This window comes from Chitinophaga fulva (assembly GCF_012927205.1).
GTDB lineage: Bacteria > Bacteroidota > Bacteroidia > Chitinophagales > Chitinophagaceae > Chitinophaga > Chitinophaga fulva.
In genome coordinates this window covers 620,719-638,880 of record NZ_JABBGC010000001.1, presented here as the reverse complement: position 1 = coordinate 638,880, position 18,162 = coordinate 620,719, and the positions used below count along the sequence as shown (strand labels likewise).

The following is an 18,162-nucleotide window of genomic DNA, read 5'->3' as shown; positions in this document are numbered from 1 at the left end:
ATTAATCGCGGATAATGATGAGTCGCGGATTGCAGGGGCGAAGATAAAAGGCGAAGCCTGTTTTTCTATGTCCGCCTGTCAATTGATGCTCCGGATTCATCATTCATAACGTTTATTTAATCCCAGGTCATGATCTTGCCTCTGTCTTCTATTTTGAGGCAGGTGGCCAGGGTTTTCTCGTCGTAAGCATAACCGTATTGTTTCAACACATCTGCCGGTACGCCATCCCACTCGTTAGGGGTATTGCCTACATAGCCGAGGTCCTTGATGCCTATTTTACTGGTGAAGAAACCGGTGGCGGTCAGGTTGCGCATGCGGTTGAAGAATGCTACGCCCTGGCTGTTTTCGGGTGTTGCCTTTTCCGGATAAGCAATCAGGTCCACGATGGCAATACGTTGTTCCGGGCTGCATTCGGCAAAGGATTTATTGTACCGTTTGGCACATTGAACATCCAGCCAGCGCAGGCCGCCACGCATGGGCAGTTTATGCTCAGGTATATCTTTTACGATAAACTCAATGAATTCTGGCACTTTGGCATCGGAAGCGCTACCGGAATGTTCGTCAGCCGGAATGATGATATCAGCCAGGATGGTGATGGTCTTCATTTCTTCCGGGGTGAAGAATTTTTCTTCTGTCAGGGCTTTGTCCCGCTCTGCTTCGTCCGGCGTGCGTCCGTAGCCGGCGGCGTTACCTGCTTTTTTTTCGCCGGTGGTTTTTTTGTCTTCACAACCGGTGGCGGATAAGATGGTGCCTACAGATAAAGTTCCCAGCGCAAGGGCTTTAAGGGATTCTCTTCTATCCATTTGGTTATTTTTTGGCTAGATGATTAAATGTTTTGTTTTTTCAGCTGCTCCACGATATAGTCTGATGTGCGCCAGGAGAGGGCGAGGATGGTCCAGGTCGGATTTTTATCGGCCTGTGACACGAAGGCGCCGCCATCTACCACGAACAGGTTTTTTACTTCGTGTGCCTGGTTGAATTTATTCAGCACGGAAGTAGCAGGATTGTCGCCCATGCGGGTGGTGCCCACTTCGTGGATAATACGGCCGGGATTTTCCAGTCCGTATTTGGTGTCTTCTCCGGGTTTGGTACCGGAAGGAACACCGCCCATCTCAACAATCAGTTGTTCGAATGTGTCCTGCATGTGTTTTGCCTGTTTCACTTCATGATCGCTCCAGGTGTAGTGGAATCGCAGTACAGGAATGCCGTATTTATCTACCACATTAGGATCTATTTCGCAGTAGTTATCTTCCCGCGCGATACATTCACCTCTACCGGCAAAGCCGATATGGGCGCCGAAGTAACGGCGGTAGTCGTCTTTCAGGGAGGCGCCATAACCGCCGGCAGCTTTGGGTTTGCCGTCACGGCCGGGATATTTGCCATTCATGCGCTCCATGCCGAAACCGTATCCGTAAGATGGCATATTCATACCGCCGCCCATTTCGATGTGGTAACCGCGGGCGAAGTCCAGTTTTTTATTGTCGGCCCACCATGGAATATAGAGGTGCATGCCGCCTACGCCATCTTCGTTGTAACGTTTACGGTCCATCAGGGCAGGAACGAAGCCGCTGCGGGATGCGCCGGTGGAGTCGTGCAGGTATTTGCCGACTACGCCGCTGGAGTTGGCAAGACCGTTGGGATGTTTGGCGGATTTGGAATTGAGAAGCAGCCGGGCCGATTCGCAGGCGCTGGCGGCAAGTACCACCACGCGGGCGTTAACGGAGTATTCCTGCATGTCTGCTTTATCAATATAGGCTACACCGGTGGCTTTACCGCTATCATCGGTGAGTACTTCCCGTACCATGGCGTTGGTGTAGAGGTCTACATGCCCGCTTTTCATGGCGGGTTTTACCAACACGGAAGAAGAGGAGAAATCGCCGTACACGGTACAGCCACGGTTACACTGACTGCAATAGAAACATGGGCTGCGGTCTTTATTGACGGAGCGGGTAAGGATAGACAAGCGGGCGGGAATAACGGGGAGGCCCATTTTTTCACCGGCGCGTTTTACCATCAGCTCGTGCATTCTTGGTTTGGGAGGAGGGAGGAAGAAACCGTCCGGTTCATTGGGCAGGTTTTCTTTGGAGCCGAATACACCGATCAATTTATCTACCCTGTCATAATACGGTGCTACATCCTCGTAACTGATAGGCCAGTCGTCTCCCAGTCCGTCATAACTTTTATGTTTGAAATCGCGTTCTCCAAAACGAAGGGAAATACGTCCCCAGTGGTTGGTACGTCCTCCCAGCATGCGGGAGCGGAACCAGTCGAATTCAGTCCCGTTCTTTTTCGTATATGGTTCACCGTCAATCTGCCATCCGCCGTAGGCGGCATCAAAATCGCCGAAAGCGCGGGTAGTGCTGGCGCCTCTTCTGGGAGATTCATAGGGCCATTTCAGTTGAGTCGCCTGCTCCGGGTCTGCCGGATCATATTTTGGCCCCGCTTCCAGGAGCGCTACTTTAAGCCCGGCTTCTGATAATACTTTGGCTGCCATGCCGCCGCCGGCACCCGAACCAACAATACAAACATCATAAAGCTTAGCCTGTTTTTTAATTTCAAAAGCCATTTGCGTGGAAATTTTTAGACTTTATTTAAAGAACACCGGTTTTAAATCTATAAATTAAATGCGTAAAAAGCTGTCTTTTTTTTATGAGTGAGCAGACACCTTACATTATCGGCGTAGATATTGGTACCAGTAGTGCTAAAACGATTGGGCTTGCGCCTCAGCATTCGGCGGTAGTGGGAGTATATCAGCAGGCATATGCCACCCGCTACCCACAGCCGGGGTATGCGGAGCAAGACCCGCTGCTGTTGCTGGATGCTGTTAAAAAAGGTATCCGGGAGGTGGTGTTACAGGCAGGGCGCCCGCCGGCAGCCGTCTCTTTCAGTAGCGCCATGCACAGCATCATGGCTGTTGATAAGGAGGGCAATGCGCTTACGCCGCTGATCCTCTGGGCCGACAACCGCAGCGAGCCACAGGCACTGGCCCTGAAAGATACCGAAGCAGGGAAAAGGCTGTACCGGCAAACGGGCACCCCGGTCCATGCCATGTCGCCCCTCTGTAAGTTGCGCTGGATGCGGGAAGAGCAACCAGCTCTTTTTGCCCGTGCAGCTATTTTCCCGGGTATCAAGGAATATATTCTTCATCATTTTTTCGGGAGATATATAAGCGATCATTCAATTGCCTCCGCTACCGGGCTGTTTGACATTGCCACGCTGCAATGGAGCCAGGAGGCGCTAGACTACGCCGGTATTACGGCAGCGCAACTGCCGGAGCCGGTACCGGTCACTTTCCAGCTGCCATCCCTGCTGCCTGCCGTGGCGGAGGAACTGGGCATCCCGGCTGATACACCCTTTGTTATCGGGGGCAGCGATGGGTGCCTGGCCCAGCTGGGAAGCCGCGCGCTTGACCCGGGACATGCCACCATCACCATCGGTACCAGCGGGGCGGTACGCATGGCTGCTGAGCGGCCACAGACAGATGCCCACGGCCGCCTGTTCACCTATCTGCTGACAGACGACGTGTACATCACCGGCGGCGCTACCAATAACGGCGGGGCACTGCTGCAATGGCTGGTACGCGATTTCCTGCGAATGCCGCTGACGGCCCTGCAACCTTTGGTGGAAGAGGCGCTGCAAACAGATACCGGTTCATTGTTATGCCTTCCCTATCTGCTCGGCGAGAGGGCTCCTATCTGGAACAGCCATGCCACAGCAGCTTTTGTGGGCATACAACCCGGACATACCGCTGCCCATTTTATGAGGGCCATACTGGAAGGGATCTGTTTTACACTGCTGAGCATCCGGCAGGCACTGACGGAGACGGCTGGCCCGGTTCAACGTATATCCGTCAGTGGTGGTTTTACCGCCACGCCGGGATGGATACAGTTACTGGCAGATGTTTTCGGGCAGGAAATGACCCTTCATCAACAGAACGATGCTTCTGCGCTGGGGGCTATTCTTTTGGCTGCCAACGTGTTGCGGCTGCCCGTGGGGAGCGGGGATAGTCCTGCTGCAACAGCTTTTCATCCTGACAGGGAAAAATATGAGGGGTATCAAAAGAAATTTGAACGGTTCCTGCGGTTGTATGACACACTAAAAGCCGCCGGGGAGCAATAACCATCAAGCAGAAGGCCCGTGCATACCATATGCACGGGCCTTCTGCTTGATAGAAAGGTCTTAGTTGCCTCTTTCGAACATCCGGGCCAGGTCCGTGAGTTTGAACGAAATGAAAGTGAATTTTCCGCTGGGGGCAACATTAGGCATGCTGCAGGCGAAAAGTTCATCGATCATGTTCTGCATTTCACGGGCGGACAGGATTTTGCCGGCCGGGATGGCATTGTTACGAGCCATGGAGCGTACCAGTTGTTCGCGGCGGTCTATTTTAAGCTCGCTGAAGTTTTTGAACTGTTCGAGGAGGCCTTCTATGGTAGCCTGGTCGTTGCCGGACTGCATATCGGCAGGTGTGCCTCTTACAATGAAAGTATGGTTACCGAAAGGTTCCAGTTCGTAGCCCAGTGCCTGTAGTTCGGGCAGCATCTCGGCGATCAGTACTGCGTCTGCCGGGGGCAACTGCAGTGTCTGGGGGAAGAGGCTTTGCTGGGTGGCCATCGGAGTTTCTACGAGGGCGCGCTGATAACGTTCAAACAGGATACGTTCGTGGGCAGCCTGCTGGTCGATCAGGATAAAGCCTGATTTTATCTGTGACAGGATGAACTGCTGATGTACCTGTACCGGCACTTTCTGATCGGTGGCGGTGTCCTGCCAGCGTTCGTCGATCACGGAAGCCGTGGCGTGGGGCTGGCTTTCGTAGGTCACGGCAGGGCGGGTTTCCGGCTCCACGGTGTAGGAGCTGATGGTATATCCCTCGCTTTCAGGTGCGTTCTGGTTACTTTCATACAGGTCTTTCCAGTGTTTCAGATTGCTGCTATTGCTGCTTTTGTCAATCATGTGCGCCTGGTTGGCCTGTGTAAAAGATTTATAGAGGGGGGAATGGGTATATTCCTCCTGTTGTTGTTTGGTGAATGGTTTGCTCACGGCGTCGAGGGCCTGTATGCTGGGATCGAGGTCGAAATCGAGCGTGGCTGTCACGTTGAACTGGGCCAGCGCATGTTTTACCGTCGCCTGCACGAAGGCATACATCACTTTTTCATCATCGAACTTGATTTCCTGTTTGGTCGGATGTACGTTGATGTCCACATGTTCCGGGTTGACATCAATAAACAGGACGTACAGCGGGTAGCTGTCGGCCGGGATGATATCTGCGAAAGCGCTCATCACTGCGTGGTGCAGGTAGGGGCTTTTGATGTATCGGTTGTTGACAAAAAAGAATTGGTCGCCTCTGGTTTTTTTGGCCGTTTCCGGTTTACCCACAAAGCCGTATACGTTCATGTAGTCGGTACTTTCCTTCACGTTTACCAGGCGGGCATTGTAATGTTGTCCGAGGATAGCGATGATCCGCTGTTTCAGGGAGCCTTTATCGAGATGGAAAAGTTGCTGGTTGTTGCTGGTGAGCGAGAACTGCAATTGGGGGAAGGCCATGGCCACGCGAATGAACTCGTCCACAATATGCCGCATTTCTGCCGCGTTACTTTTGAGGAAGTTGCGGCGGGCGGGCACGTTGAAGAACAGGTTCTTCATGGCGATGCTGGTACCATCAGCTGTCTGGCAGGGTTCCTGCTTTTTGACTAGGCTGTTGTCTATTTCAACATAGGAGCCTACATCGGTGCCTTTTTTCCGGGTTTTGAGTTCTACCTGGGATACGGCTGCGATCGAAGCGAGGGCTTCACCTCTGAAACCCATGGTCCGGATCTGGAAGAGGTCATCTATGGATTGTATCTTGGAGGTGGCATGGCGTTCAAAGCACATACGGGCATCTGTTTCGCTCATACCGCCACCGTTATCGATTACCTGCACCAGTTCCTTGCCTGCGTCTTTTATGATCAGCTGAATCTCAGTCGCACCTGCGTCCACTGCATTTTCCAGTAATTCTTTCACCGCTGATGCCGGTCTTTGTATCACTTCGCCTGCAGCTATCTGGTTCGCTATATTGTCTGGTAATAAATTGATGATGTCCGCCACTTAACTAGCCTTTTGGCGTAAAGTTAATAATTTATACGCAGTTGCTCGCGGGTGATTATCAGACTGTTTTAAACATTTAAGCATGGGATTTGCTAAATACGGGGTTGATTTGCAGGAAATAACAATCCATGAAGGCGGTTCATACGTAATTTATTAAGAGAAAAAATATTCATCAGGCCAACAGAGAAAATACAATGATAGTGTTAATGACCCGTTAACGGAACAAAACGCTATGCATGAACCTGCAGAATCTGATAATTTTGAGCATCTTATATTAGTCACCAACTGATCAGACCCACGCCAAAAGCGACAAAAAGAATTCAATGGAAGAAGGAAAAAAGAAGGGAGAGGTATACTCCCATTCGGATACAAGTAAAGTTAACTTAACGGATGACGAATGGAAAAAGATCTTACCGCCGGAAGTCTATAATATCGCCAGAGAGAAAGGAACAGAATGGGCATTTACCGGCAAATACTGGAACAGTAAAGAACAAGGGACCTATTACTGCGCTGCCTGTGGCCATCCGCTTTTTGTATCCGACGCCAAATTTGAGAGTAGCTGTGGCTGGCCCAGCTTTTTTGAGCCGGTAGCCAAATCCAGCCTTATCTATGCTCCTGACAACAGCCATGGCATGCACCGTACCGAAGTACTATGCGGCCGTTGCAAATCACATCTGGGCCACGTTTTTGATGACGGACCACCGCCAACAGGACTTCGTTACTGTATCAACTCCGTGATCCTGGATTTTGAACAGGCTAAAGAAGCCGACAAGCAATATTCAGAAAAAGAAGGAAAGGAAAAAGAGTAACCCGAACCGTTTATCACTGATGCCAACGGCTCCGGTGGAGGCACAATAAAAAAAGCGTATTTTTATTGTAATCAATTCCCCGGAGTTATGAAAGTCTTAAAAGCACTTGCCTGGATTGTAGGTATTCTCTTGCTTGTATTGATTATACTCATTTTTGCAGCCCCAACCCAAATGCACATAGAACGTACGGTGGAAATCAATGCACCGGCATCTATCGTATGGAATGATATTGTCCGGTTCGAGAAGTTCAATCAATGGAATACCTGGAAACTGATGGACTCCACCGCTGAATACACCATCTCCGGAGATGACGGCACCGTAGGCGCTGTAGATACATGGAAAGGCAAAAAGATAGGAGAGGGCAAACTCCAGCATCTCTCCCTGGACCCCTATAAGTCCATTCAACAGAAACTGACCTTTATTACACCATTCCACTCAGAGTCGGATGTGTTCTTCCAGCTCTCTGAAGCTGCGGGCAAAACCAAGGTGATATGGGGCTTTGATGCACATTATGACCGTCCGCAAAACGTGATGGCCCTTTTTATGAAAGGCGCACTGGAAGAGGATTTCGCTAAAGGGCTCAACAACCTCAAAAGTATGGCTGAGGCCGACAAGAACGGCCCAGGCACTCCTAACGGTATTAATGTCACTGTCCGCGAAATGGACTTCCCAGCCACAACTTATGCAGCTACCCGTAAAACGGTACCTTTTAAAGGGATCTCTAATTACTACCGCTCCAACCTGGAACAGATTTACAAAGCGGCCACCGCCGCAAAGCTCCAGCCAGGCGTGCCTTGTGGGCTTTTTTACACCTGGGATGAAAGAAAACGGGAAACAGACATGGCTGCGGCCATACCAGTGCCGGAAGGCAGTAAGCTGGGGCCTGGCTTCGAAATTATCAAACTGCCGTCCGCCAAAGCCGCCTATGTGGACTACTACGGGCCCTACGATAAAATCGCCAATGCCCACGTGGCCATCCAGCAATTCATAGAGAAAAAGGGTAAAAAGGTAATCCCGCCCACGATGGAGATGTATGTGACAGATCCGGGCAAAGAAAAGGATAGTAGCAAATGGCTGACTAAAGTCATTTACTTTATGCAGTGAGAATCAGCACCAACGGAAAGAGATAAACGAAAAAGCCGGCAAAAATGAAAAAGACTATCTGGCGGGAGCAGTTGCGTAAGCGGTAGGTTCAAATTCTATGATCTCGTACATAGCCAGCTGGTTCCTCTCCAGCGGATCTTCACTCATAATCTGCTCCACTTCCTTGCGGCTCGAGGCCTGACACAGGATCAGTGAACCGGATTTGGGCTTTCGCCTGCCAGACAGAATGAACTTGCCATTGTCATAATATTTTTGCAGGAACGCTGTATGCGCTTCCATAAAGTGCTCCACCGCCGCTACCGGACGGATGTATTGCAGAAGAATCAGGAACATAAAGGTTTTTCGATGGTTTTAGATGTTTGTTTCATAGTAAGCAACAAAGGTATTAAACTATATAGAACCTAAAATATTGTATTACGGCATAGTTGTCCCCAAAAATAGGACATATAAGCTACAAAAATATGCGTACTTTCGCACCACCGAAATACCACGATTGTGGGAATGTGCCGACAGATGGTCGGTATCCCTACCATAGTCAATTATTAACTCTTATATCTTTTATGAAAAGAACAATTTCCAAAGTTTTGTTAACCGCTGTAACTGCAGCGGTAGTGCTGTCGTCCTGCTCCAAGGTACCGGAAGTAAGTAAACACATCCCCAAAACAGCCGGCGTAGTGATCGACCTGAACGCCAAAGAAATTACCCAGAAACTGGCTACCAATGGGCTGACCATGGACAAACTCTTCTCTGCGGTTCAGTCCAAAGACACTTCCAGCGAAGTAATGAAAGCATGGAAAGATGCCGAAAACTCCGGTATCGACCTGAAAGGCCACTTCTTTGTGTCCTTCGTATTCCAGGGCCAGGCAGGCGACAACAAGTCATATATCACCGCTACTGCCAGCCTCTCAGATGCTGACAAATTCGAAGGCTTCCTGAAAAAAAGTGAGAAAAACTTCTCCCTGAAGTCCGGCAAAGACTTCAAATACATCATTGAGGAAGAAAGTAAAGGCGTGGTTGCGTGGAACAAATCCACCGTTATTTTCCTGACCAACATTGATCCGAACGGTATCAATAAATATGCGCCGGCCGGCACTCCTGGTCTGCCAAGCCCGGACAGCGACGTTCAGGTTGATACCGCTGCCGCTGCAGCAACCGCTACTCCGGCCGCACTGGTGACCGCTGAAGACGACGCTGCCACTAAAACCATGGTAGCAGAGGTAGATCACCTCTTCCACCTGAAACAAAACGAAACTGCAGGCGCTATCGAACCGTTTGCCAAACTGCTGAAAGAAAATGCTGACATGAGCATTTTCGTAAATCCTGAAGCGATCTACAACAGCGGTATGCTTACCATGATCCCCGCCAACTTCAAAAAACTGATGGAAGGCACCTACTACACCGGTACTTCCAACTTTGAGAAAGGCAGAATCGTGGCTAACGGCACCTACTATATGGGTAAAGAAATTGCCGGCATCTTCAAAAAATACGGTAACAAGGAAATCGACCTGGATATGCTGAAGAAGTATCCTTCTCAGAATCTCGCCGGTTTCATGTCCTACGCTTTTGACTTCCACATGATAGGCGAAATCGTTAAGTCTACCGGTATGGACGGTCTCGTGAACATGTTCCTGGCTAAATCCAGCCTGTCTATGGACGATATCCTGAACGCTTTTGAAGGTCAGTTCACGTATGTTGTTTCTGACTTCGCTATCGAAAAGAAAGAATCCAAATACTTCCCTGGCGAATTCTCTGAAGAGCCTACTTCCAAATGGATCTTCAACCTGAAAGTGGGTAACAAGGAAGCATTCAATAAAGTGATGACTTCCCCGATGCTGAAAGAAATGTTCACCAAAGAAGGTGACCGCTATGTATACGCCAATCCGGGTATGACTGCTGCTGGTATGCCAGCCGTTTCCATCACAGAGAAATTCATCACGGTAGGCTCTGACAGCGTACTGCTGCAGGACTATCTGGCCGGTAAAGGCAACCTGAAACTGCCTGAAGGCATCGAAGCAAAAGTGAAAGGCAGCATGATGGGCGGCTATGTAGACCTGGAAAAAGTAATCAGCGTTATTCCGGAAGATAAAGCCAACGGCGATGAAGAAAAAGGCATCCTGGTTAAACTGAAAGGCCTGTTGAAAGACATGACCGTAGTTACCAAAGCTGCCAGCGGCGACGTTTCCAAATCTGAAATCATCCTCAACTTCAAAAACAAGGATGAAAACAGCCTGGTACAGCTGATCAACTTCGGCACCGAAGCAGCTAAAGCCATGGAAGCTAAAAAAGCTAAAGAGAAAGCACTGGAAGACAGCCTGTTCGCTACACCGGTAGACACCCCGGTTGCTGTAGACAGCGTCGCTGCTGTTGCTCACTAAAACAGCTATAATATCTTTCAAAATCTTTTATATGGGCCGGAGCAACTTATTTGCTCCGGCCCTTTTTATTTATATTGGGAACTGTTAATCAGCTCGGCATATGCAAATTCAGATACAACAACTGATGCCCATTCCCCTGAAGGACAAGCTGCTACAGCGCTCCTCCGGTATATGGAACCAGGATGTCTCCTTCAGCCCCGGCAGCTTTGTTAAAATAAAAGCCCCTTCCGGCACCGGGAAAACAACCCTGGTGCACTACCTCTATCATATCCGTTACGACTATACGGGCACGGTGCTGGTCAACAACCGGCCATGGCCCGCCTACAATAAAAACGAGCTGGCTGCCATGCGGCAGCAACAGATCAGCATCATCTTCCAGGACCTGCGGCTGTTCGAACAACTTACGGCTGTTGAAAACATCGATCTGAAAAGGGTCATGCAGCCCAACCCATACTGCACCCCGGAAAAAATTCAGGAAATGGCTGCTCAGCTCAATGTGACACATGTGCTGCAGCAAAGCAGTAAAACGTTGTCCTACGGCGAACGCCAGCGGATTGCCATTATCCGGGCGCTGTCGCAACCATTCCAATGGCTGTTGATGGATGAACCCTTCAGCCACCTCGATGAGGAAAACACCCGCCGCGCCGCCGCCCTCATCGCTGCCGAATGTAAGGCCCGTAACGCCGGGTTTATTTTAACTGATCTGGATGATGATCAGCATTTTTCATATGATGTTCATTATCAGCTTTAATGTTATTCCATGCGCCCGTTTTTTGAACTGCTAAAAAAAATTATACATACCGGCATTGGCAAAAGCCGCTTTCTGATGGCCTCCGTTGGCCTCGGTATCGCTATGCTGCTGATATTGGTGGCCATCCAGGTACATTCCAACTTTAACCAGCTGCTGTACAGCGCCAAAAACCAGAATGAAACAGCCGACTTCCTGGTCATCAATAAAAAAATCACCAACGCCATTATGGGCCAAAGTGGGAAAAGCGCTTTCAGGCCGGAAGAAATAGACCAAATCAAAGCGCAGCCTTTCGTGCAGGCGTTCGGGTTAATTACTTCCAGCCGGTTTAAAGTGGTGGTGCAGGCGCCCGGCGACCTGCATTTTGCGACGGACATGTTCTTTGAATCAGTGCCCGACAGCTTCCTGGATGTGAAGAACGAAGACTGGAAATGGAATGTGGGCGATCGTACCATTCCCATTATCCTGCCCAGTGACTTCCTGAACCTGTACAATTTCGGGTTCTCCCTCAGCCAGGACCTGCCACAGATTTCGCAGGAGACAGTCAAAGCATTGCCACTCCAGGTGGTCATCTCCAACAACATCACCTCAGAACAATATATAGGACATGTGGTTGGCTTCTCCGACAGAATCTCCTCTTTCCTGGTACCGGCTTCTTTTATGTCCTGGGCCAATGAGAAATATGGGACTACCCGAGAAGCGCCTACATCACGGGTGATCATTAAAACACCCGACCCTTCCAGCCCAACACTGGTAAAGTTCCTGGACGACAACGGGTATACCACCAACCAGGATAAGCTCAAATTCAGCAAAACACGCCTGATTGTACAAACGATCGTATCGGTGATCGGCTTCTTCGGGTTGATACTATTGCTGTTTGCAATGCTGGTGTTCAGCATGTTCATCCAGCTGATCATAGCGTCCTGCAAGCGGGAAATACAACTGCTGGTCATGCTGGGCACGGCTCCCCGCCAGCTGAAACGTTATCTGCTAAAACAGTTTGTGCCGCTGTATGTTATCATCGGTGTGGTGTGTTTATTGCTGCTGGCTGGGTTGCAGTATGTGACGGCTATGGTGCTGGCGAAACACGATATGGTGGTAGGTGTCTGGCCTGGCCCGGGCGTTTTCGCCGGAACGGTGCTGGTACTTGGACTGGTGTACTTCGTCAACCTGCTGACAGTCAATCGATATGTCAATAAGGAATCCTAAAATCCATCAACATGAAAGCATTAGATAAAAAGCTCGTACACGTGGTAAACTTTACCCTGAAACCCGGACTGTCTGCGGAAGACAGGCGGCGGTTTGAAGCAGGGATAAGCAGTTTGCATACGATAGATGACATCGCCATTTTTAATGTCGGTAAACCGGCCCCGGTGGATGATGGGCCTACGATCGACAAAAATTACGACTATTGCCTGCTATGTATTTTTGAAGATATCGAGGCACATGACCGCTACCAGGTACACCCGGTGCATCTCAACTTCATTGAGCAATGCAATCAATACTGGGACCGGGTAGTGGCCTTCGATTCCGAAACCATCTGATTAATCCCGCAGCAGTGCGGGATGCGGCATAATAAAAGTTGCTTTTGCACGCTGGGAGACCAACAGGTAAGGTACCCAAAGAGCCATTCGTAATAGGGGCCAGATGATGGAGTTCTGGTCCCATAAGCCTCCCGGCGTGCTTTCTCCAAAATAATGGCTGTTGATACGGTTAAAGACAAACAGATACAAGGTGCTGGCGAAATAATAGGTAGCCAGTGCAAAAGGAAAGGTATCCCTTCTGTTGAAGAACAGGACAGCCAATAACACTGAATAACACAACAGGAAAACCCTGATGATCACTTCCCCTATCAGATAGAGCTGTACCAGTGAGATATTCCCCAGATCCCGGCGTGCGGATACCGTTGCCCATATCTCATAGTTAAATACATCGGCTTTACACAGAAATATCAATTCATACATCGGAGAGAATACCATCCCGATGGCCAGCAACGACAGCCAGCCACCAATGGGCAGTGGCTCCAGTGGATGCTGTACCGGCAGTACGGAATGCCGGTAATACCGGGTGGCGAGGTTGGCAAATACCGCTGCTGCACCAAGGGCCAGCACGATCGCCAGCCAGTTGCCTTTACCGGCGGGCTGATTGGTGGGCTGTATCAACGCGGGGTTTAAGGTCAGGTCCAGCGAGGTGGTCTTTTGGATTTCCTTTATTTCCCGGGCATACTGCGGCATATACGTTGCCGGCACATGGTCCCCGAAGGTTTTCAGGGAATAAGAGAGTACAATCTGTTTCCCGGTTTGGGTAGCGGAGAAGTCAAACTGATAATAATCGTTTTTGACGTGCAGCGGCGTTTCTTCCACCGACCATTCTATCGGTGTATTGATGATGATCTGATAGTCCTGATTATAAGGATATTTGATAGCGAGCGGAACTTTCCTGTTTACATCGGTAACATAAGGCAGTATGTCCGACGGCGACTGCGCGATGACGGAGAACAGCAGTTTATTGGTTACACTGTCTTTTTTCCAGAGATGATGGACCACGTAGCTCTCGTGGATACGCAGGATGTTGCTGTCGGGGTTATCCCGAAGGTTGAGTGAATCTTTCAGGGCCATCTCCCCATAGAACTTCCGGTAGAAAGTGAGGAAGGTGGATTCTTTGTCCTTAAGGCTGGCTGAGGCCATCGTGGCCCTTTGTACGTCGGCGTCTTCGCGGTACCAGGCGGTGTTGGCGATGAGGGTACCATCCTGTCCTTCTTTTTCCGGCAGGGTGATGGTCTCCCGGATAACGACCTGGCCGCTATTGATTTTGCGGATGGGCGTCAGCTGCGTAGTGGTATCTGTAATGACCAGTGCCAGCTGATATTCCGGTTCACAAAAGTCTGCCAGCGGGCCACGCTGATAAGAGAGCGTGGCATCCAGCCAGTAAGTTTTTCCTCCGAGCGTAGCGCAAACGATCGCGTGGTTAAACGCTGTTGGAGAAGGAAGCCGTTGACTGACGCCTTCTTTCAGATCGGTATTCACATAAGCCATATGGGCGCTGATACCGTTAGCGTTGAGCAGGGTGCAGAGCAGGAGCGATTTGTCTTTGCAATCGCCGAAGCGCTGCATCAGTACTCTGTCGGGCGTATTAGGCCGGTGGGAGTATTCACCCATTTCGATGCCCATGTAGCGGATATCGTCCTGCACAAAACGAAGGGCTGCCTGTAGATAGGCTTCCTGGCTGTTACTGGCCTGTTGTTTCAGGGCGGCGATTTTGTTTTTGATAGCGTTTCCCGGTGGGGAGACAGTATTTATCCGTTGTGCCCATTGTGCTATTTCCTGCCAGCTGTTGTATTCACTGATCTGTATCCGGGCGAAGGGATTGTACCAGGAAGGCAGATTGCTGAAGTTGTCACCATCCTGTAGGTTGATGTTATGCCATTCGTAGATGGTGAACCCGTTCCAGCTGCGTTGCTGAGGCAGTGCTGCCTGGTTGAACGCTTTGAAATGCAGCTGTCTGTCAGGGCGGGTAATAATGTTACGGTAAAAGTTAACAACGGGTTCTGAAGCTACCTGGTAATATTCTTCATCTATTTTGTTGTCGAAGATGGGGTTGTTGCCGGTAAGGGAGTAGCTGTATTCTATCTGATCGCCTTTGCGTACATCTTCCAGAATAAGGTAGGCGGTGTAGGTGCCGCTATAGATAAAGCGGGAGAGTTCTTCTTCCTGCTGTAGTACTTTAAAGGACGCGCCGGAAAGGCGGTTGATTTCGCGGCCGTCGCGTTTGATGACGATACGGTGGAAAGTCAGTTTTTCGTATTGCGGGTCATAGTCCACCGATATCTGGGAGCCGTTTTGTATGCCTGCTTCAGAAACGATCTGCCGGACATAGTGGTGATAGCCGCTCTGTAATTCTGTTTGATATTGGGTTTCAGCCACGAGCAGGTAAAATCCGTCGCTGATATGTTTGGCATTGGGTTTTTGCAGCAGATTGGGTTGCCAGGGGACCAGCCAGGAGGGAGTAGGGCCGGTGTTGACCGGTTTTTGCCGGGCTTGTGTTACTGCCGGCAGGAGTGCCAGCAGTAACACAAGTATTTGTTTCAAGGTATGGGTCATAACAGGGGGTTTAAACGTTGACGGCAGCCTATTGCTGTTCTGCAGTAAGCAGGTATACAGCAAAGGAGGCCAACCAGTGTTCGCCGGCATAGTCGCCGCTGGCTACCTGCGGAAAGGATGTCAGCAGGTGTTTGTTGGCGAGAGCCTGAATGGCCTGCTGATTTTTGCCGCCGTGACGGGCAATGGCTTCCAGGCACCAGGTGCGGCTGAGATTGAGGCCATCGAGGTGAACGAGTTTACCATCGGTACGGTCTTTTACCTGTCCGGGTTGCAGGATGGTGATCGGGTTCTGGAACAGGCCGGGAAGGAAAGCGTATAGCCATGTCCGGTATTCCTTTTCCGGCATGATACGGCGCATTAGGTCAGCTTCTTCGAGGCTGGGAGAGAGGAAATCGTATCCGCCGGGCTCCCATGCTACGGGAGCATTTTTGTCTTTAGCATAAAAACGCATGGCCGCATCGTGAATGGCGGTTTGCAGCGCTTTGTCGCCGGTAGTCTGGGCATAGTCCCATGCCAGGCAAAGGCCGAAAGCAAGGTTGGTATGTTCGCCCACACGGATGGGATACATCAGCTTACCGAGGAAGTCAACATACGCTGCAGCGAAGTGGCTGGCCAGTGGTTGTACGTTCCGGCTAAGTTCTTTGCCCATCGGATCGTTCCAGGTAAGGAGCTCCCGTTGCAGTTGCAGCAGCCAGCTCCAGCCATAGATGCGTTCAAAGCTTTTGTTTTCCTTGCCTTTAAACAGTCGCAGCTCTGTCTGGATATTTTCAGCAGAGAGGTGTTGCGTTAGTTTGGTACGTATCACCGCTGCTTTTTCCATATCAGGGAACATTTTCAGGAGGCGTACCAGCATCCAGTGGCCATGTACGCTACTGTGCCAGTCGAAACAGCCGTAGAACGCCGGATGATAGGTAGACGGAGCGCCCAGCAGGGAGCTGTCGGGAAACACTACGCCTGTTTTATAAGGAAAAGGCAGGTCCAGGCATTTCAACGGCAGGGCTGCCAGCTGATTGGCCGTTTTAACCGTCATCTTAGGCAGTTGTTCTGGTGTCATGGGCTGTTTTTGAGCAGTAGCGGTAGCCGTAGAAAAGCAGATAATGGCAAGCAGGGTGGTGTATCTCACAGAAACTATCGGATTATCGGTTAAATAATAACTTCACATAAAACAGCGGGCTGCCCAGTCTTTTGCGCAGGTCTACCTCGTGGAACATGCAGGTCATCAGCTCTTTCAACTGTTTGTTGCGGGAGCCCATTTTCATCAGCAGATTAAACAGCCACGGGTATTTGATCAGCTTTTGCAGTTTGGTGCTGACCTCCATTTCGGGGCCCAGGATACGATAAACCTCCTGGTCGTAACTGTTCAGGAAGCTGTCGGAGTAGTCTTTGGCGGCGATGGCTGCTGCGGCCTGTTTGGCAGCTATCTGACCGGAATACAGTGCGTTGCCGATACCTTCGCCGGTGAAAGGGTCGATGAGGAAACCGGCATCACCGATCAGCATGTAGCGTTCGCCATGCAGCTTTCTTTTTTTGCTGCCCAGCGGGAGACCGTAGCCATCGATCGAACCTTCCAGGGTGGCGTCTTTAAAACGCTCTTTCATGATCGGGTCGGTAGCGAGGGTATCGAGCATCAGCTTTTTCAGGTTCACTTTTTTGTTGCGGACGGTGGTGCTGAGCATGCCTACGCCCACATTGGCTTCGCCATTGGGGAGCGGGAATATCCAGAAGTAACCGGGCAGCATGCTTTTCAGGAAGTGTAGTTCTATAAAAGCATCCTGATGCAGGCCGGTAACACCTTTATAATAGGCACGTAAGCCGGCGATATAATGGTCCGGCTCCATTTTGATGCCTGCCACTTCTTTGGTGAAGGCGGAATGGGCGCCGTTGGCCACCAGTACCAGATCGGCTTTGACCTGAAATTTTCCTTCTTTATCAGACAGATAATAACCATCTGCCCGCAGTTCATATTTATCGATGCTAACGCCCTCGAACAAACGAATCTCCGGGCGGCGTTTCAGCTCTTCCACCAGAAAGTTATCAAAGTCAATCCTTTTGCAGACGAAGCCGCGTGGATCGCTTTTATCCTGTTGATAACCGGATCTATAAGGAATGTCCATCCCGATGCGGTTGGGTGCTACGAAAGTCACGCCCCAGCTGTCCATTTTAAAGACAGCCTGCTGTAACCGCTCACCGATGCCTTTGTCGATTCTTTCAAGGATAGTTAAAACTTTTCCGCTTAGGCCATCGCCGCATACTTTGTCCCTGGGGAAAACGGCTTTGTCAACAACGATACATTCGATGCCCAGCTGTGCCAGTTGAAGGGCTGCGCAAGCCCCACCCGGACCGGCACCTATAATACAAACTTTAGTTTCCATTTTTAAGCTGATAACTTATACGTGATGGTAAGATACATAATTGTTGGCTCCTGCTGTCGTATATTTAAAATATTGAATATTAAAACGGTGTGGTAAAAACTTATCTTTACGGCCCTAAAAAATACACAAATATGTTTGGTGATTTATTCGGCAAGGTGACGCAGATCCAACAGAAAATGAAGGAGGCAAAAGAGCGTCTGGCAACAATTACACTGGAAGGTGAAGCTGGCGATGGTGCGATAAAGGTAGTGGTAGATGGCAACCGTCAGGTAAAAAGCATTGAAATAGCAGAGCGTCTGATGACGCCTGAGCATAAAGAGGAAATGGAAGATCTGTTGCTCACTGCGCTGAACCGTGCATTGAAAGATGCCGAAAATACCTGGGAAGCAGAAATGAAGAGCGCCGCCGGCGTGCTGGGCAATTTGCTCTGATTTCCCTAAAGAATCCGGAAAAGAGCGAAGATTATATTTATTACGATTTAATAAAATATGATCTTCGCTCTTTTGTGTGTTTGAGAGAAGTGCCACTTGACATCTTTCCGCGAAAATTTCCGGATTGCGTAAATCTTTTTCC

Annotated in this window: 15 protein-coding genes; 8 read left to right on the top strand and 7 right to left on the bottom strand. The window is 50.0% G+C overall.

The window, feature by feature from the left end:
- Positions 1–116: 116 nt before the first annotated feature.
- On the bottom strand, positions 117–803 hold the full coding sequence (locus HHL17_RS02765) for a gluconate 2-dehydrogenase subunit 3 family protein (protein WP_169223265.1): 687 nt from the start codon (positions 801–803) through the stop codon (positions 117–119).
- Between the two features lie 23 nt (positions 804–826).
- Complete coding sequence (locus HHL17_RS02760) at positions 827–2,566, bottom strand: GMC family oxidoreductase (RefSeq protein WP_169223264.1); 1,740 nt, start codon at positions 2,564–2,566, stop codon at positions 827–829.
- Positions 2,567–2,649: 83 nt separating this feature from the next.
- On the opposite strand from HHL17_RS02760, the gene HHL17_RS02755 reads away from it, so the two are divergent.
- Positions 2,650–4,119, top strand: coding sequence for a gluconokinase (locus HHL17_RS02755; protein WP_169223263.1), 1,470 nt, complete (start codon positions 2,650–2,652; stop codon positions 4,117–4,119).
- A gap of 60 nt (positions 4,120–4,179) precedes the next feature.
- Here the strand turns inward: HHL17_RS02755 and mutL are convergent, their stop codons facing one another.
- Entirely contained in the window at positions 4,180–6,081 is a 1,902-nt protein-coding gene (gene mutL / locus HHL17_RS02750) for a DNA mismatch repair endonuclease MutL (RefSeq protein ID WP_169223262.1), read from the bottom strand.
- A gap of 323 nt (positions 6,082–6,404) precedes the next feature.
- Between mutL and msrB the strand changes: the two genes are divergently transcribed.
- Together msrB and HHL17_RS02740 are read left to right on the top strand one after the other, a co-directional pair.
- Positions 6,405–6,890 carry a peptide-methionine (R)-S-oxide reductase MsrB gene (gene msrB, locus HHL17_RS02745; RefSeq protein WP_169223261.1) on the top strand — a complete coding sequence of 162 codons (486 nt, stop codon included), beginning with the start codon at positions 6,405–6,407 and terminating at the stop codon, positions 6,888–6,890.
- 87 nt (positions 6,891–6,977) lie between these two features.
- A complete protein-coding gene (locus HHL17_RS02740; RefSeq protein ID WP_169223260.1) occupies positions 6,978–7,994 on the top strand; it encodes an SRPBCC family protein in 1,017 nt (338 codons plus the stop codon).
- Between the two features lie 54 nt (positions 7,995–8,048).
- Here the strand turns inward: HHL17_RS02740 and HHL17_RS02735 are convergent, their stop codons facing one another.
- Complete coding sequence (locus tag HHL17_RS02735) at positions 8,049–8,327, bottom strand: YciI family protein (protein WP_169223259.1); 279 nt, start codon at positions 8,325–8,327, stop codon at positions 8,049–8,051.
- Between the two features lie 227 nt (positions 8,328–8,554).
- Here HHL17_RS02735 and HHL17_RS02730 point away from each other — a divergent pair, with 227 nt between their 5' ends.
- The 4 genes from HHL17_RS02730 (at position 8,555) to HHL17_RS02715 (ending at position 12,661) form a co-directional block, all read left to right on the top strand.
- Positions 8,555–10,369, top strand: a complete 1,815-nt coding sequence (locus HHL17_RS02730) for a DUF4836 family protein (protein ID WP_169223258.1) — start codon at positions 8,555–8,557, stop codon at positions 10,367–10,369.
- A gap of 100 nt (positions 10,370–10,469) precedes the next feature.
- On the top strand, positions 10,470–11,120 hold the full coding sequence (locus HHL17_RS02725; RefSeq protein WP_169223257.1) for an ATP-binding cassette domain-containing protein: 651 nt from the start codon (positions 10,470–10,472) through the stop codon (positions 11,118–11,120).
- A gap of 9 nt (positions 11,121–11,129) precedes the next feature.
- Positions 11,130–12,326: an FtsX-like permease family protein gene (locus HHL17_RS02720; protein WP_169223256.1), complete on the top strand. Its 1,197-nt coding sequence runs from the start codon at positions 11,130–11,132 to the stop codon at positions 12,324–12,326.
- Between the two features lie 11 nt (positions 12,327–12,337).
- Positions 12,338–12,661, top strand: coding sequence for a Dabb family protein (locus HHL17_RS02715; RefSeq protein WP_169223255.1), 324 nt, complete (start codon positions 12,338–12,340; stop codon positions 12,659–12,661).
- Here the strand turns inward: HHL17_RS02715 and HHL17_RS02710 are convergent, their stop codons facing one another.
- Genes HHL17_RS02710 through HHL17_RS02700 form a run of 3 tightly spaced genes read right to left on the bottom strand, consistent with a single transcriptional unit; the run spans position 12,662 to position 17,589 of the window.
- Positions 12,662–15,217 carry a DUF3857 domain-containing protein gene (locus HHL17_RS02710; RefSeq protein WP_169223254.1) on the bottom strand — a complete coding sequence of 852 codons (2,556 nt, stop codon included), beginning with the start codon at positions 15,215–15,217 and terminating at the stop codon, positions 12,662–12,664. It abuts the gene before it with no gap.
- Between the two features lie 28 nt (positions 15,218–15,245).
- Positions 15,246–16,340 (bottom strand): DUF2891 domain-containing protein, encoded by a 1,095-nt coding sequence (locus HHL17_RS02705; protein ID WP_317166508.1) that lies wholly within the window; start codon positions 16,338–16,340, stop codon positions 15,246–15,248.
- A 13-nt stretch (positions 16,341–16,353) separates the two neighbouring features.
- Entirely contained in the window at positions 16,354–17,589 is a 1,236-nt protein-coding gene (locus tag HHL17_RS02700) for an NAD(P)/FAD-dependent oxidoreductase (protein ID WP_169223253.1), read from the bottom strand.
- A 131-nt stretch (positions 17,590–17,720) separates the two neighbouring features.
- Here HHL17_RS02700 and HHL17_RS02695 point away from each other — a divergent pair, with 131 nt between their 5' ends.
- Positions 17,721–18,020: a YbaB/EbfC family nucleoid-associated protein gene (locus tag HHL17_RS02695; protein ID WP_169223252.1), complete on the top strand. Its 300-nt coding sequence runs from the start codon at positions 17,721–17,723 to the stop codon at positions 18,018–18,020.
- Positions 18,021–18,162 lie beyond the last annotated feature (142 nt).